Annotated in this window: 13 protein-coding genes and 1 riboswitch; of the genes, 8 read left to right on the top strand and 5 right to left on the bottom strand. The window is 74.7% G+C overall.

Annotated elements, in window-relative coordinates; all coding sequences use genetic code 11:
- Nucleotides 1–9 precede the first annotated feature (9 nt).
- The 4 genes from ACLJTM_RS17060 to ACLJTM_RS17045 all read left to right on the top strand — a co-directional run bounded on the left by ACLJTM_RS17060 (nt 10) and on the right by ACLJTM_RS17045 (nt 4,966).
- Nucleotides 10–2,778 carry an ABC transporter permease subunit gene (locus ACLJTM_RS17060; protein WP_411104450.1) on the top strand — a complete coding sequence of 923 codons (2,769 nt, stop codon included), beginning with the start codon at nt 10–12 and terminating at the stop codon, nt 2,776–2,778.
- The gene (locus ACLJTM_RS17055; protein WP_411104449.1) at nt 2,775–3,545 is read left to right on the top strand and encodes an ABC transporter ATP-binding protein; all 771 of its coding nucleotides are present in this window, start codon (nt 2,775–2,777) and stop codon (nt 3,543–3,545) included. The genes ACLJTM_RS17060 and ACLJTM_RS17055 overlap by 4 nt, the downstream gene beginning before the upstream one ends.
- A 135-nt stretch (nt 3,546–3,680) precedes the next feature.
- Nucleotides 3,681–4,529 (top strand): aldo/keto reductase, encoded by an 849-nt coding sequence (locus ACLJTM_RS17050; RefSeq protein WP_411104448.1) that lies wholly within the window; start codon nt 3,681–3,683, stop codon nt 4,527–4,529.
- Between the two features lie 11 nt (nt 4,530–4,540).
- Nucleotides 4,541–4,966, top strand: coding sequence for an RICIN domain-containing protein (locus ACLJTM_RS17045; RefSeq protein ID WP_411104447.1), 426 nt, complete (start codon nt 4,541–4,543; stop codon nt 4,964–4,966).
- Nucleotides 4,967–5,072: 106 nt separating this feature from the next.
- On the opposite strand, the gene ACLJTM_RS17040 is transcribed toward ACLJTM_RS17045, so the two are convergent.
- Nucleotides 5,073–5,378 carry a 4a-hydroxytetrahydrobiopterin dehydratase gene (locus tag ACLJTM_RS17040; RefSeq protein ID WP_411104446.1) on the bottom strand — a complete coding sequence of 102 codons (306 nt, stop codon included), beginning with the start codon at nt 5,376–5,378 and terminating at the stop codon, nt 5,073–5,075.
- A 356-nt stretch (nt 5,379–5,734) separates the two neighbouring features.
- Entirely contained in the window at nt 5,735–6,580 is an 846-nt protein-coding gene (locus ACLJTM_RS17035) for a bifunctional 5,10-methylenetetrahydrofolate dehydrogenase/5,10-methenyltetrahydrofolate cyclohydrolase (protein ID WP_411104775.1), read from the bottom strand.
- Between the two features lie 51 nt (nt 6,581–6,631).
- A riboswitch (ZMP/ZTP riboswitch) is annotated at nt 6,632–6,725 on the bottom strand.
- 57 nt (nt 6,726–6,782) lie between these two features.
- Here ACLJTM_RS17035 and ACLJTM_RS17030 point away from each other — a divergent pair.
- Together ACLJTM_RS17030 and ACLJTM_RS17025 are read left to right on the top strand one after the other, a co-directional pair.
- The gene (locus tag ACLJTM_RS17030) at nt 6,783–7,544 is read left to right on the top strand and encodes a methyltransferase domain-containing protein (RefSeq protein WP_411104445.1); all 762 of its coding nucleotides are present in this window, start codon (nt 6,783–6,785) and stop codon (nt 7,542–7,544) included.
- Between the two features lie 216 nt (nt 7,545–7,760).
- On the top strand, nt 7,761–9,341 hold the full coding sequence (locus tag ACLJTM_RS17025; protein ID WP_411104444.1) for an RNA polymerase sigma factor: 1,581 nt from the start codon (nt 7,761–7,763) through the stop codon (nt 9,339–9,341).
- Nucleotides 9,342–9,486: 145 nt separating this feature from the next.
- Here ACLJTM_RS17025 and ACLJTM_RS17020 read toward each other — a convergent pair whose 3' ends face one another.
- The 3 genes from ACLJTM_RS17020 to ACLJTM_RS17010 form a co-directional block, all read right to left on the bottom strand.
- Nucleotides 9,487–10,119 (bottom strand): hypothetical protein, encoded by a 633-nt coding sequence (locus ACLJTM_RS17020; RefSeq protein WP_411104443.1) that lies wholly within the window; start codon nt 10,117–10,119, stop codon nt 9,487–9,489.
- 1 nt (nt 10,120) lies between these two features.
- Complete coding sequence (locus tag ACLJTM_RS17015; RefSeq protein ID WP_411104442.1) at nt 10,121–12,232, bottom strand: alkaline phosphatase family protein; 2,112 nt, start codon at nt 12,230–12,232, stop codon at nt 10,121–10,123.
- Between the two features lie 220 nt (nt 12,233–12,452).
- Nucleotides 12,453–12,857, bottom strand: coding sequence for a hypothetical protein (locus ACLJTM_RS17010; protein WP_411104441.1), 405 nt, complete (start codon nt 12,855–12,857; stop codon nt 12,453–12,455).
- Nucleotides 12,858–12,995: 138 nt separating this feature from the next.
- On the opposite strand from ACLJTM_RS17010, the gene ACLJTM_RS17005 reads away from it, so the two are divergent.
- Entirely contained in the window at nt 12,996–13,766 is a 771-nt protein-coding gene (locus ACLJTM_RS17005; RefSeq protein ID WP_411104440.1) for an MBL fold metallo-hydrolase, read from the top strand.
- Complete coding sequence (locus tag ACLJTM_RS17000; RefSeq protein ID WP_411104439.1) at nt 13,763–14,389, top strand: DedA family protein; 627 nt, start codon at nt 13,763–13,765, stop codon at nt 14,387–14,389. The genes ACLJTM_RS17005 and ACLJTM_RS17000 overlap by 4 nt, the downstream gene beginning before the upstream one ends.
- Nucleotides 14,390–14,408: the final 19 nt, after the last annotated feature.

Raw genomic sequence — 14,408 nt, 5'->3', positions numbered from 1 at the left:
GGGGCCGGCATGGGGGATCTGCTCGTCTTCGTGCTGAGCGGCCTGGTCTCCGGCGCCCTGTACGCGCTGCTGGCCACCGGCCTGGTGCTGTCGTACTCGGCGTCCGGGCTGTTCAACTTCGCGCACGGGGCCACCGCCTACCTGTATGCACTGACCTTCCACGAGCTGCACTCGGGCTTCGGCTGGCCCGCCGTGCCCGCGGCGCTGCTGGTGGTGCTGGTGCCGGCCCCCCTGCTGGGCTGGGGGTTGGACCGGCTGATGTTCCGCCGGCTCGCCCGGGTCGGTGACACCGCACAGATCGTCGCCACGATCGGCCTGCTGGTGGCCCTGCCCGCCGCGGGACTGTGGGCGGTCGAGCTGCTCGACGGGGCGGGCGCCCCCGTGAAGCCCGCGGAGAACCAGTTCGGGCTGCCGGGGGTGGGACCGAGCCCCGCGGTGTCCTGGGAGCTCGCGGACGGGGTGGGCATCGACTCCGACCAGGTGATCACCTGGGTGGTGACGGCGCTGGTGGCCGTGGCCCTGTGGGTGCTGATGCGGCACACCCGGCTGGGGCTGCAGTTGCGCGCCGCCGTCGACAACCGGTCGCTGACCGAGCTGCGCGGCATCAGCGCCGACCGGCTGTCCTCGATCGCCTGGATGATCGCCTCGGCGCTGGCCGGCCTGGCCGGCGTGCTGGCGACCCCGCTGCTGGGGCTGTCGGCTCACGACTTCACCCTGTTCCTGTTCGTGTCGGCCACGGCGGCCGTCATCGGCCGCTTCGCCTCCGTACCGCTCGCCTTCGCGGGCGGGCTGGGGCTCGGCGTCCTGCAGAACCTCGTGGCCGGGTACGCCTCCTTCGCCGAGCGGATCACCGGCTTCCGTACGGCGGTGCCCTTCCTGATCCTCTTCGGCGGCCTGCTGGTACTCACCCGGCGGGCTCGGACCGCGGGCGTCGAGGCCGCCGACGCCCCGCCCGTGGACCATCTTGCGGGGGCGTCCTGGGGGCGGCGGTGGGGGGTCTGGGCCGTGGGGGCGGTACTGCTCGGTACGGCCTTCTACACCGTGACGACCCCGTTCTGGAGCGGTCTGCTGGCCCAAGGGCTGGCCATCGCCCTGGTGTTCCTGTCCTTCACGGTGGTCACCGGCCTCGGGGCGATGGTCTCCCTGGCCCAGGCCACCTTCGTCACCGGAGCCGCACTGGTCGCCGGGCTGCTGATGAGCCGCGGCTGGCCGTTCGCCGCGGCGCTGGCCGTGGGGACCTGCGGGGCCGCCGTCCTCGGGGCGCTGGTCGCGCTGCCCGCGCTGCGGCTGGGCGGGCGCTCGCTCGCGCTGGCCACCCTGGCGCTGGCCTTCCTCGCCGACCAGGTGCTCTTCCAGGTCGGCCCGCTGCGCAACGGGGACTCCGGATGGGCCGTGCCGCGGCCGGCGTTCGGGCCGGTGGACCTGGCGGACGACCGGGCGCTGGGGGTGGCCCTCGTGGTCCTGACCGCCGCGGTATCCGCCGGGCTGAGCGCGCTGCGCGCCTCCCCCTCGGGGCGGGCGATGCTGGCCGTGCGGTCGTCGCCGGCGGCGGCGATGGCCTGCGGGGTGTCCGTCCTGCGCACGAAGCTGCTGCTGTTCACGCTGTCGGCGGGGCTCGCCGGCTTCGGCGGGGTCCTGTACGCCGCGTACAACACCCGGATCACGGCGACGGACTTCACCGCGATGACGGGCCTGGTGTGGCTGGCGGTCGTGGTGGCGGCGGGGGTCCGCCGGCCGCAGTACGCGGTGGTGGCCGGGCTGGTGTTCGCGGTGGCCCCCAGGCTCCTCGCGGACTACGTGACGGAGTCGGCGCACCTCCCCGTCATCCTCTTCGGCCTGGCCGGGCTGGCACTGGCCAACGACCCGGACGGGTACTGCGCGGCGCTGCCGGTGCGCCGGGCCCGCCGCCGCGCCGCGGCCCGGAACGCCCGGGCCGCGGACGCCGCCTCGGCCGCGGATCCCGGACCCGCGGCAGCCTCGGCGGCCCCCGCCTCCGCCGTCCCGGTGCCCGCGCCCCGTACGGCTGGGGGAACGGCCCGTACCGCGGGTCCCGGCAGCGGTTCCGCGCAGGGGCCGGCGGCGGACCGTCCCGCCCTGGAGCTGCGCGGGGTCACCGCCGGGTACGCCGGGGGCCTCGTCCTGCACGGGATCGACCTCTCCGTGCGCCGGGGCGAGATCCTCGCGGTGCTCGGCCCGAACGGGGCGGGCAAGAGCACCGCCTGCCGGGTGGCGGCCGGACTGCTGCCCGCGGCGGGCGGCGCCGTGTACGTCGCCGGGCGGGACGCGACGGCCGACGGGGCCGTGCGCCGGGCCCGGGCCGGGGTGCTGCTCGCCCCGGAGGGCCGGGGGATCTTCCCCGCGCTCACCATCGAGGAGAACCTGGCCCTGCAGCTCTCCGACTCGGCGGCCCGGTCCGCGGTGTACGAGCGGTTCCCCCGGCTCGCGCAGCGCCGCCAGATCCCTGCCGGAGCCCTGTCCGGCGGGGAGCAGCAGATGCTGGCACTGGCCCCGCTGCTCCAGCGGCCGCCTGCGGTGCTGATCGCGGACGAGCCCTCGCTGGGGCTGGCCCCGCAGATCGTGGCGGAGGTGTACGCGCTGCTCGCCGAACTGCGGGCGGGCGGCGCCGCGCTGCTGCTCGTGGAGGAGAAGGCGGCCGAGGTCCTCGGGGTCGCCGACACCGTCGCGTACCTCTCCCAGGGCCGGATCTCCTGGTGCGGCCCGCGGTCCGAGGTCGAGGCGGACCGGCTGACCGAGGCCTACCTGGGGATGGCGACATGAGCGGCTACGTGCTCGAAGCGCGCGGCGTCTGCGTCCGCTTCGGCGGGATCACGGCGCTGGCGGGCGTGGACCTCGGGGTGCGGGCCGGCGAGGTGTGCGGGCTGATCGGACCGAACGGGGCCGGGAAGACCACCCTGTTCGACGTCCTGTCCGGGATCCGGCGGCCCGACCGGGGGCGGCTGCTGCTGGACGGCGCGGACATCACCCGCAGCTCCCCGGTCTGGCGGGCCCGGCACGGGATGCGCCGGACCTTCCAGCGCCGGCAGCTGTTCGGGCAGCTCAGCGCGGCCGACAACCTGCTGGTGGCCCAGGAGTGGCGGGGCGGCGGGGGCGGACTCACCGCCGACCTCCTGGCCCTGGCGCCCCGCCGGTCCCGGGAGCGGGCCCGCCGGGAGCGCGGTGAGCAGGTGCTCGCGGACTGCGGGATCGGCCCGCTCGGGGCGGCGTACGCGGCCGGGCTGCCCGTCGGACAGGCCCGGATGGCGGAGCTGGCCCGCGCGGTGGCCGATCCGCCGCGGGTCCTGCTGCTGGACGAGCCCGCCTCCGGCACGTCCGCCCCCGAGCGGGAACGACTCGCCGCGGTGGTCCGCAGGCTGGCCGCCGAGGAGGGCTGCGCGGTGCTCCTCGTGGAGCACGACGTGGCCTTCGTGATGGACCTGTGCACCCGGGTGGTGGTCCTGGACCTCGGTGCGGTGCTCGCCGAGGGTCCGCCGGCCGAGGTACGGGCCGACCCGCGGGTGCGGGAGGCGTATCTGGGGTCGGCGTGAGCCGCGGCGCCCGGCCGGCCGAGGGGTGCGGGAAACGCGGCACGACAGGGCGCGACCGGCGGGAATACGGCGCACGGGAGGCCGGTTGTCGCCCCTCGTACGACACCCGCCCCCGACGCGAGGGAACGACCCGACGTGAACCAGGTCCCCACCATCCGGCTCAACAACGGCACGCAGATGCCCCAGCTCGGCTTCGGCGTCTGGCAGGTCCCCGATGCGGAGGCGGAACGGGCCGTCGCGACCGCGCTGGAGGCCGGCTACCGCAGTATCGACACGGCGGCCGTCTACGGCAACGAGAGCGGCACCGGCAAGGGCCTCGCCGTCTCCGGGGTGCCCCGCGAGGACGTGTTCGTCACCACCAAGCTGTGGAACGGCCCGAAGCAGTCCTGGGACCGGGACGCCGTCCTGCGCGCCTTCGACGACTCGCTGGACAAGCTGGGCCTCGACCAGGTCGACCTGTACCTCATCCACTGGCCCCGCCCGATGCGTGAGGACTTCCTGGGCATCTGGCAGACCTTCGAGGAGATCGCCGCGGGCGGACGCGCCAAGGCCGTCGGCGTGTCGAACTTCCGCCCGGCCGACCTGGACCGGCTGGCCGAGGTCAGCGCGCTGGTCCCGGCGGTGAACCAGATCGAGCTGCACCCGCTGTTCCCGCAGGCCGAGCTGCGCGCCCTGCACGCCGAGCGCGGCATCGCCACCGAGGCGTGGTCCCCGCTGGGCCAGGGCAAGGAGCTCCTGACGCTCCCGGAGGTCGCCGCGATCGCCGCCGAGCACGGCCGCAGCCCGGCCCAGGTGGTGCTGCGCTGGCACCTCCAGCACGGGAACGTGGTGATCCCGAAGTCGGTGACCCCCGCGCGCATCCGGGAGAACCTGGACGTCTTCGGCTTCGAGCTGGACGCCGCCGAGGTGGCCGCGCTCGACGCCCTCGGCGCGGGCGCGGCGGGCCGCCGCATCGGTCCCGACCCGGCCGTCTTCGACGTCTGAGCGGCGGCCGCGTGAACCTCTCCGAGGGGGTCTACCGGATCCGTAGCGCGGACAGCGGGCTGGTGCTCCAGCTGGAGGGCGCTTCCCGGGTGCGGGTCGGCCCCGACGGGCCGCCCGCACCGGAGGCCGCCCGCCGCTGGCTGGTCTCCCCCGTGCACAGCGGCGGCGGGATCTTCCACGTGGTGAGCGGGGACAACGGCCGGCGCCTCGACGTGGCGAACGCCTCGACGGAGAGCGGCGCCCGCGTGCAGGTGTGGCGGGCGAATGCCTTCGGCGCGCAGGAGTGGATCGTCGAGGAGCACCTCGACGACCCCGGCGTGGTGTCCCTGGTCGCGTGCATCAGCGGCCTGCTGCTGGAGGCGGACGGCCAGGGGCGGGTCCGCCAGGGCGAGGACAGCGACTCCCCCGCCCAGTGGTGGCGGCTGGAGCCCCTCTGAAGGCCCGGCCGGACCGGCTCTGGCGGACGGCGGATGCGGACGGGCCAGGTCCGCGCCGGCACCCGGGTGCCGGACGGGGGCCCCGGTGTCCGGGGCCCCTGCGGGGTCAGCGTGCCCCGTGGGCCGGGGCGATGGCCTCGACGCGTTCGGCCAGGGCGAAGTCGGCCTGCGTCACGGCGCCGCCGGCGTCGTGGGTGTTCACCGACAGGCGGACCGTGTCGTAGCCCAGGGTCAGGTCGGAGTGGTGGTTCAACTCCTGCTGCACGGACGCGATGTGGGCGACCAGGGCGCTCGCCCCGAAATGGCTGCCCAGCCGGTAGGTGCGGACGATCCGGTCCTCCTCGAAGGCCCAGCCCGGAAGTTCCCGCAGGCGGTCCTCGATCTCCTTCTGCGACAGCGGTTCACTCGGCATGCACCGGCTCCTTCTCTGGGGACGTGCCGTCAAGGTTCGCACGGCGAAGGCCGGTACGTACCCGCCGTGCCGTCCCGAGCGGGCTCAGGCACATCCCGCCCGTCACCTGGATGACGTACACCCCGACCAGCCACGTCAGGGGGACCTTCGCACCGCCGGAGGCGAGGGCGGCGGCCGCGGACATGACCACGACGCAGGCTCCGGTCAGCAGCAGGGCCGGGCCGCACGTGAGCGGGTGCTCATCCGGCGAGCCCGCGCGGGTGCCGCTTCGGGCTCCGGGGGTTGCCCGGGGAAACGCGACGCCCCGGGCCGAAGGGTCCGGGGCGTTCGCCGTGCGCGGGGGGTGCGGGGACGGGTCAGAGGTCCGCGAGGTCCAGCCCGGCCTGCGCGGCCGCCGCCTGCACGGTCTGCTCCAGCAGGACGGCGATGGTCATCGGGCCCACTCCGCCGGGGACCGGGGTGATCAGCGAGGCGCGGGCGGCGGCCGACTCGAAGTGCACGTCGCCGACGTTGCCCTCGTTGTAGCCGGCGTCCAGGACCACCGCACCGGGCTTGATGTCCTCGCCGCGGATGAACTCGGCCTTGCCGACGGCGGCGACCAGCACATCCGCCTGGCGCACGATCGACGGCAGGTCGCGGGTGCGCGAGTGGCAGTAGGTGACGGTGGCGTTCTGTTCCAGGAGCAGCATCCCCGCGGGCTTGCCGAGGATCGCGCTGCGGCCCACGACCACGGCGTGCTTGCCGGTCAGGTCCACGTCGTAGGCGGCGAGGAGCCACATGATCCCGCCGGGGGTGCAGGAGACGAAGCCGGGCAGCCCGAAGCCCATGGCGGCGAACGAGTGCATGGTGACCCCGTCGACGTCCTTGCCCGGGGCGATGGCCTCGAAGGCGGCGCGCTCGTCGATGTGGTGCGGGACGGGGTGCTGGAGCAGGATGCCGCTGACCCCGGGGTCCTCGGAGAGCGCGGTGAGGGCGGCCACCAGTTCCTCGGTGGTGGTCCCGGCCGGCAGCTCCACGTGGCGGGAGGTGATCCCGGCCTTGGCGCAGCGGTTCTGCTTCATGCGCACGTAGGTCACGGAGGCGGGGTCCTCGCCGACCAGTACGGTCGCCAGGCAGGGAGCCGTCCCGGTGCGTGCGGTGATCTTCGCCGCGAGGGCGGCGGTCTCCTCGGAGATGCTGCGGGCGAGGGCGGTGCCGTCCATCAGCTGGGCAGTGGCAGTCGTCACGGGGTCTCCTGAACGTCGCTGCGGATCGCGGTTCGCCCAGGCGCGCGGCAGTCGGCGTACACCGGTACGCCGGGCCGCTCCCCGGTGGTGATCCACCCGAACGCCAGTCACGGCCCGCGGACCACTCTAGTCGACATATCTGCTGGATCACCGGAGTCCAACCTGGGACGATCGGGACATGACGCGCACTTTCGACCATCTCGTCGCCGAGGCCGAGTCCGTCTCCGTGGACGGCTGGGACTTCTCCTGGCTGGACGGCCGGGCCACCGAGCAGCGCCCCTCCTGGGGCTACCAGGGACTGCTGCGGGAGCGGCTGGCCTCGGTCCGCTCCGTGCTCGACATCCAGACCGGCGGCGGCGAGCTGCTCGCCGGAGCCGCCCCGCTGCCCCCGCTGACCGTGGCCACGGAGTCCTGGCCGCCGAACGTGCAGAAGGCCACCGAGCTGCTGCACCCGCTGGGCGCGGTGGTGGTCGTCGATGCCGACGAGCCGCCACTGCCTTTCGGCGACGGGGCCTTCGAGCTGGTCGCGAGCCGGCACCCGGTGACCGTCTGGTGGGACGAGATCGCGCGGGTCCTGCGGCCGGGCGGCGCCTACCTGTCCCAGCAGGTCGGCCCGGCGAGCGTCTTCGAGCTCGTCGAGTTCTTCCTGGGGCCGCAGCCCGAGGAGGTGCGGCGCCGCCGGCACCCCGACGACGCGGTGGCCGCGGCGGCGGCGGCCGGGCTGGAGGTGGTCGATCTGCGCTCCGAACGCCTGCGCACCGAACTCCACGACATCGGAGCCGTGATCTACTTTCTCCGGAAGGTGATCTGGATGGTGCCGGGCTTCACGGTCGGGCTCCACCGGGACCGGCTGCGCGCTCTGCACGAACGGATCCAGCGCGAGGGCCCGTTCGTCGCACATACCGCTCGTTTCCTCATCGAAGCCCGCAGATCGGACTGACGGAAGAGGCGGACGGATCCGCACCGGAAGGGGTTGCGCGGACACAGCGTGGCGCAGGTCACTCAATTCAGCGCGTAACGAATCGACTCGGGCGTGCGATGAACCGACAGGTGTCCTCGTGCGGCCCCGGAATACCGACCCCCCTCGGGTCTGTTTCCCGAGTTCGCGCGATGATGTCCCGTCCACCCCTTATCTGTTCGCAACGAGAGGCTCCTTGTGTCGCTCAGCCCGTCCCGTACGTTCCCTCCGGAGATCGCCGAATCGGAGGCCCTCGTCGCGCTCGTCGAGCGCGGCCGCGAGCAGGGTCACATCAACGGTGACGACGTGCGCCAGGCCTTCGAGGCCGGCCGCATCCCGGTGGACCAGTGGAAGCGGGTCCTGCGCAGCCTGAACCAGGTCCTCGACGAGGAGGGTGTCGCCCTTCACGTCAGCGCGGCGCCCGCCACCAAGGCTCCGGCCAAGAAGCCCCGCAAGGCCGCCGCTCCCGCCCGCACCGTGGCCAAGAAGGCCGCCGCCGCGCCGCGCCCCATCGGCGCGCGCAAGACCGCGGCCGCCCCCGTCGCCGCCGCGGCGGCGATATCGGCCGCCACCGACGAGGCCGCCGTTCCCGAGGACTCGGCCGAAGCGGCTGCCGAGCCGAAGAAGCGCGCCGTGAAGAAGACCGCCGTGAAGAAGACGGCCGTCAAGAAGACGGCCGCGGCGAAGAAGACCGGCGCCAAGGACTCCGACGAGGCCGAGACCCCCGCGGCCGAGGGCGAGGACTGGGCGGCCGAGGACATCGCCGACGAGGCCGAGGAGGAGACGCCGAAGGCCGGCGGCACCCAGGGCTTCGTCCTGTCGGACGACGACGAGGACGACGCCCCGGCACAGACGGTCATGGTGGCCGGCGCCACCGCCGACCCCGTCAAGGACTACCTGAAGCTCATCGGCAAGGTGCCGCTCCTCAACGCCGAGCAGGAGGTGGAGCTGGCCAAGCGCATCGAGGCCGGCCTCTTCTCCGAGTACAAGCTCGAAGAGGAGGAGGACCACAAGCCCGCGTTCAAGCGCGAGCTGGAGATCCTCGTCGAGGACGGCCGCCGCGCCAAGAACCACCTGCTGGAGGCCAACCTCCGCCTCGTGGTGTCCCTGGCCAAGCGCTACACGGGCCGCGGCATGCTCTTCCTGGACCTGATCCAGGAGGGCAACGTCGGCCTGATCCGCGCCGTGGAGAAGTTCGACTACACCAAGGGCTTCAAGTTCTCCACGTACGCGACCTGGTGGATCCGGCAGGCGATCACCCGCGCCATGGCGGACCAGTCGCGCACCATCCGCATCCCCGTCCACATGGTCGAGATCATCAACAAGCTGGCGCGCGTCCAGCGCCAGATGCTCCAGGACCTCGGCCGGGAGCCCACTCCGGAGGAGCTGGGCAAGGAACTCGACATGACCCCCGAGAAGGTCATCGAGGTCCAGAAGTACGGCCGCGAGCCGATCTCCCTGCACACCCCCCTGGGTGAGGAGGGCGACAGCGAGTTCGGCGACCTCATCGAGGACTCCGAGGCGGTCGTGCCCGCGGACGCGGTGTCCTTCACGTTCCTGCAGGAGCAGCTCCAGTCGATCCTGGGCACGCTCTCGGAGCGCGAGGCGGGCGTGGTCTCCATGCGCTACGGCCTCAACGACGGCCAGCCGAAGACCCTGGACGAGATCGGCCGCGTGTACGGGGTCACCCGTGAGCGGATCCGCCAGATCGAGTCCAAGACCATGTCGAAGCTGCGTCACCCGTCCCGTTCGCAGGTGCTGCGCGACTACCTCGACTAGACCGCGGCGGCCGGCCCCCGGCCGGCCGGTTCCCGGGCCCCGTCCCGTATGCCGAAGCCCGCGCCGTACGGCGCCGCGTCACCGCAGGTGACACGTGCGCCGCCACGGCGCGGGCTTCGGCGTGCGGGACGGCGGCGCCCTGCGCTCAGTGGATCACCCGGAAGCTGCGCCAGGGGAGGCTGGCCGGCGCCGTCACGTTCGAGAGGGTGGTGGCGACGTAGATGCCGTCCTCGCGGTCGCCCTTGCTGCAGTCCGGGGTCCGGTAGAGGACGACGTCGACCAGGGTGTTGTTCTCGACGTGGGTGGCCCCGTGGGGGACCTCGATCCGGTGGCACCCCTTGACGGGGGTGTTGGAGTAGCTCACCTCGACCGGGGAGTCGTGGCCCCGGAAGCTGAGCATGCCCACCGTGCTCCGGCCCAGACCCGAGCACGCGGTGGCGGTCAGCAGCAGCGCTGCGACCCCGGTCATGACGCCGATACGCCGGGTGTGGGTCATGGCGCGGTCCTCGTCTGTGCGGTGGCGGCGGTCAGTGGCCACAGCCTGCCCCGGCGCGCCGGGGACGGCATCCGGGGTGTGGCCGTTCGGGTGACCCTGCGCGACGGCGTACGGGGTCCGCGCGGTGAGCAGGGTCCAGCCGTCGAGGGCGCCCGCCATCGGGACCACGGCGGCGCAGGCAGCGGCGGCCCAGCCCGCGGTGGTGCGCCTCGGGGTGCCTCGGGGTGGGCCGCATGGTGGGCAGGTCCGCAGGGCGTCGGGCACCCCCGCGGACGGCGCCACGTCAGCGGACGTCGCCCCGTTCGGCAGCCCCCTCGGAAGGAAGGATTCCGCTCGTCGCGCCGTCCGGCCGGGAATTCCCCTGCGCAGTCCCCGGGTCCACCGGGACCTGGGGGCCGTCGGCCTCCCGCAGCCACCGCCGCAGCTGGGCGTGCACCGCTTCCGCACCCACCAGCCCGGCATCCGGCTCCGACAGGTCCGACGGCCACATCAGGAACGGGTGCCCCTGCTCGCCGCCCAGCCCGCCGTGGGAGCCGATCTGCTCCTCGAAGGCGTGCACCTCCCCCGTCGCCGGGTCGTACGCCGAGTTCACCATGACGTCGGCCACGTGCGGGAAGGAGTCGGTCCGCCGGACGGCGGCCGCCGCGCCCGGCCCGAAGGGCGCCAGGAACCGCTCCGCCTCCCCCGGGACGTCCAGCCGCGCCGCCGACCCGCCCGGGCCCAGCAGCACCCCGTCCACCAGGAGGAAGCCCACACCGGGATGGTTCGCCAGCGTGGCGAGCAGCGCGGGGTGGGCCCGCTCGATCCACGCCCGCGACGCCCGGCCGGGGACCTCGGGGAAGGAGATCAGCCCGAGGTTGCCGGAGGCGAGCACCACCGGGGCGGAACCCGGCTCCGGGTCCGCCTCCCCGCCCTCCTCCACCGGCCGGTGCAGCGCCGCGAGGAAGGCCGCACGGGCCTCGGCGCCGCTGCGGGTGCGGCCGGCCCGGCGGGACACCGGCAACCCGCAGCCCGCCCGGACCAGGTCCTTCAGGGTGAGTCCGTACCGGCCGAGGAAGGTCTCCCCCGGGCTCTGGCCGTGGTCCGACAGCAGCACGATCCGGTACCGGCGCGGGGCGTGCTCGGCGACCCGGGAGAGCAGCGCCAGGCTCCGGTCGAGGCGGGCCAGGACCCGGTCGGTGTCGCGGCTGCTCGGCCCGCTGTGGTGGGCGACCTCGTCGTAGGCGACGAGGTCCGCGTAGACCGCGGCGCGTCCGGCGAGCATGTCACCGATCACGGCCGCCACCACCACGTCGCGTTCCACCACCGTGGCGAAAGCCCGGATCAGCGGGTACAGCCCGCCTCGCGACACCCTGGGCCGGTCCCCGCGCACCCGCGCCCGCACCGACTGGCCGATCTCGCGGGCCACCTCGGCGGTGAAGGACAGGGCGGTGCGGACGGCGTTGGCCGGATCGGAGAAGTACGCGAAGTAGCCCGCGCGGGACCGGTTCGCCCGGCCCCGCCGGGCCGAGACCGAGAGCACCAGCGCCAGCTGGTCGGCGCCCCCGCTGAACAGGTTGCCGCGGCTGGCCCCGTCCAGGGTGAGCAGGCCCCCGTCGCCGGTGCGGGCGACGGCACGCCGCTGGAGCTCGGCGGCGCTGGCGGGCCGGTTGCAGACGACCACCTCGCCGGTGTCCTTCTCGTACCAGCGGAACGCGGGCACGTCGAAGGTGGAGCCGTGCAGGATTCCGAGCTGGCTCGCTCCGGTCTGGCTCGACCAGTCCGTACGCCATGACGTGAGGCGGTGGCCGTCCTCCAGCCACGCCTGCACGGTCGGCATCAGGGCGCTGCCCGCAGCCCGCCGCAGCACCTCGTACCCGACCCCGTCGAGCTGGAGGAAGACCAGGCCCGGCGGGGGCGCGCCGGCGCCGGGCGCGCCCGCACGGCGCTCCCGGCGGCGGCGTCGGGCGGCGAGCCGGTAGAGGCGCCTGCGGTAGGCCTCGTCGTCGCGCACCGCGAGCGCGGTCGAGGTCGCGGAGGCCACCGCGGACATGACGGCGGCCACCACCACCGCGGTCTCCGGCGCCACCTCGCCCTGCCCGGCCGGGGCCAGCCGGAGCGCCAGCAGCAGCAGTGAGCCGTTGAGGGCGAAGACCAGCACGCCGAGCACCAGGGCGGGCACCAGCAGCAGGGCCCGTACGAGCACGGGCCAGACCAGGGCGCTCAGCAGGCCGAAGGCCCCGGCGCCCCAGGCGGCGGTCAGGCCGATCTGCGTGAGGCTGTCGTCGTCCCCGGACCGCAGGCGGAAGTCCGGGAGGACCCCGGCCAGCGCGAGCATCGTGAGCGTGGACACCGCCCACACGAGGACCACCCGCACCAGGGCGCTCCCCGCGGTCCGCCACCGTCCGTGCAACACGCCGTACCCGCCTCACCGCCTCGGCCCGCGACACGCCCGCGGGCCCCCGTCCCGCACCCAGGCTCGCACAGTGCCGTCCCGCCCCGGCCGGGTGACACGGATGCCGCCTCCCTGCCGGTCCGCCGCAGCTCAGGGCGCGGCCCGGCGAACGCGGGTACGGGTGCGGGAGGTGCGGGTGCGGTGCGGGCGCCGCTCCCGCGGTCGGCGGGAGCCGGGGGCGTCAGGTGCCGTCGTACCCGGCGGTCGGCATGGACAGCCGGCGGTGCACCTCGGCCTTCATCGCGGAGGTGTAACGCGGCTCGTCGAGCCCGGCGGTCTCCAGCCGGACGCCCCGTCGCCTGCACTCGGCGGTGAACTCCTCGACGGAGCGCAGTGCGCGGGTCAGCACCCGCTGGTTGGCGGCGACGAACAGGTCGACCTGCCCGTCGTCGACGCCGGCCCACAGGCCGCAGTGGTCGGAGCGCAGGCCGTAGAAGAGCAGGTGCCTGGTCACGACGTAGCCGCGGTCCGCGGCCCAGCGGGCGCACATCTCCTGCTGGCTGCGGGTGTCCACGGCGAACGGGTCGGCGTCCAGGTCTTCGAGGGGGGCCAGGCTGGCGATCGCGGCCACGCGCAGCTCTTCCATGCCGCCCGACCCTACTCCGATCCGCTGCCCGGGAGGAGGGTCGGTCCGCTTCTGGTTCGGAGCGGATCACGAGGGCACGCGAGGGACGGCCCGAGAGGCCTAGGCTGCGACCGAGGCGGGCGAGGGAGGCGGGTAGCGGTGGAGATCACTTGGTGGGGCCATGCCACGTGCACGGTCGAGGATTCCGGGGTTCGGCTGCTGACCGACCCGCTGTTCGCACGGAGGCTGGCGCACCTGCGGCGCCGGCGCGGGGCGCTGCCCCCGCCCGAGGCGGCCGTGGCGGACGCGGTCCTGGTGTCGCACCTGCACGCCGACCACCTGCACCTGCCGTCCCTGGCACGGCTCGCGCCCGGCACCCGGCTGCTGGTGCCGCGAGGGGCCCGCCGGGCACTGCCGGCCCTGGCCCGGCTGGCTTCGCGGCGCGGGCTGGAGGTCACCGAACTGGCGCCCGGCGAGGGGACGGACGTACGGGACGGCGTGCGGGTGCGGGCGGTCAGTGCCCGGCACGACGGGCGCCGGCTGCCGTTCGGCCCTGAGACCGCCCCCGCGCTCGGCTACGTGGTCGAAGGTGCGTCACGCACCTACTTCGCCGGGGACACCGGGCTGTTCGACACGATGGCCGAGGAGGTCGGGCCGGTCGACGTGGCCCTTCTGCCGGTGGGCGGCTGGGGCCCCTACCTGGGCCCGGGGCACCTGGACGCGGGACGGGCGGCCGCGGCGCTGGCCGCGCTGGCGCCCGCGGCGGCGGTCCCGGTGCACTACGGGACGTACTGGCCGGTGGGGCTGGACGCGGTCCGGCCGCACGAGTTCCACGCGCCCGGCGGGGAGTTCGCGCGCTGCGCCGGCCGGCTGGCGCCCAAGGTGGCGGTGCGCGTGCCCGCGCACGGCGAACGGGTGCGGCTGCCGTGACTCTCGGGCACATCGTGGCGGCGGCCGGACAGGTCCCGCCGGGACCCGCCCCGCAGGCCGTGGGCTATCCGGCGCTGTTCCTGCTGGTGGCGCTCGGAGCGCTGGTGCCGGTGATCCCGACGGGGGCGCTGGTCAGTTCGGCCGCGGTCGTGGCCTTCCACCAGTCGCTGCCGTTCGGGCTGCTGCTGGTCTTCGCGGTGTCGGCGCTGGCCGCGTTCACCGGGGACGTGGCCCTGTACTGGCTGGGGCGGCGCGGGGTGCACTCCCGCAACGGGTCCCGCTGGCTGGAGGCGCTGCGCAGCCGGGCCACGCCCGAGCGGCTGGAGCAGGCGCAGACGAAGCTGGACGAGCACGGGGTGCTGGTGCTGGTGCTGTCCCGGCTGGTTCCGGCGGGGCGCATCCCGGTGATGCTGGCCTGTCTGCTGGCGGAGCTCCCGCTGCGCCGGTTCGCCCGCGGTGACGCGCCGGCCTGTCTGGCCTGGGCGGCGACGTACGGGCTGATCGGGATCGTGGGCGGCTCCCTGTTCTCGGAGCCCTGGAAGGGCGTGGCCCTGGCGGTGGGCATGGCCCTGCTGCTCAGCGCGGGTCCGGCGGTGTGGCGCCGGTGGCGGCCGGGGTCCTGAGCGGGGCCGGGGCCGGGCC

The organism is Streptomyces sp. cmx-4-9, assembly GCF_046548835.1.
Lineage (GTDB): Bacteria > Actinomycetota > Actinomycetes > Streptomycetales > Streptomycetaceae > Streptomyces.
Note: the sequence above shows the minus strand (reverse complement) of the source record. Positions and strands in the feature narration are given on the sequence as shown.

Coding starts and splice junctions, on each gene's coding strand:
- ACLJTM_RS17010 (WP_411104441.1), bottom strand. CDS start 12,857: ATGGAAGAGCTGCGCGTGGCCGCGATCGCCAGCCTGGCCCCCCTCGAA.
- ACLJTM_RS17040 (WP_411104446.1), bottom strand. CDS start 5,378: ATGCCGAGTGAACCGCTGTCGCAGAAGGAGATCGAGGACCGCCTGCGG.
- ACLJTM_RS17060 (WP_411104450.1), top strand. CDS start 10: ATGGGGGATCTGCTCGTCTTCGTGCTGAGCGGCCTGGTCTCCGGCGCC.
- ACLJTM_RS17055 (WP_411104449.1), top strand. CDS start 2,775: ATGAGCGGCTACGTGCTCGAAGCGCGCGGCGTCTGCGTCCGCTTCGGC.
- ACLJTM_RS17035 (WP_411104775.1), bottom strand. CDS start 6,580: ATGGACGGCACCGCCCTCGCCCGCAGCATCTCCGAGGAGACCGCCGCC.
- ACLJTM_RS17030 (WP_411104445.1), top strand. CDS start 6,783: ATGACGCGCACTTTCGACCATCTCGTCGCCGAGGCCGAGTCCGTCTCC.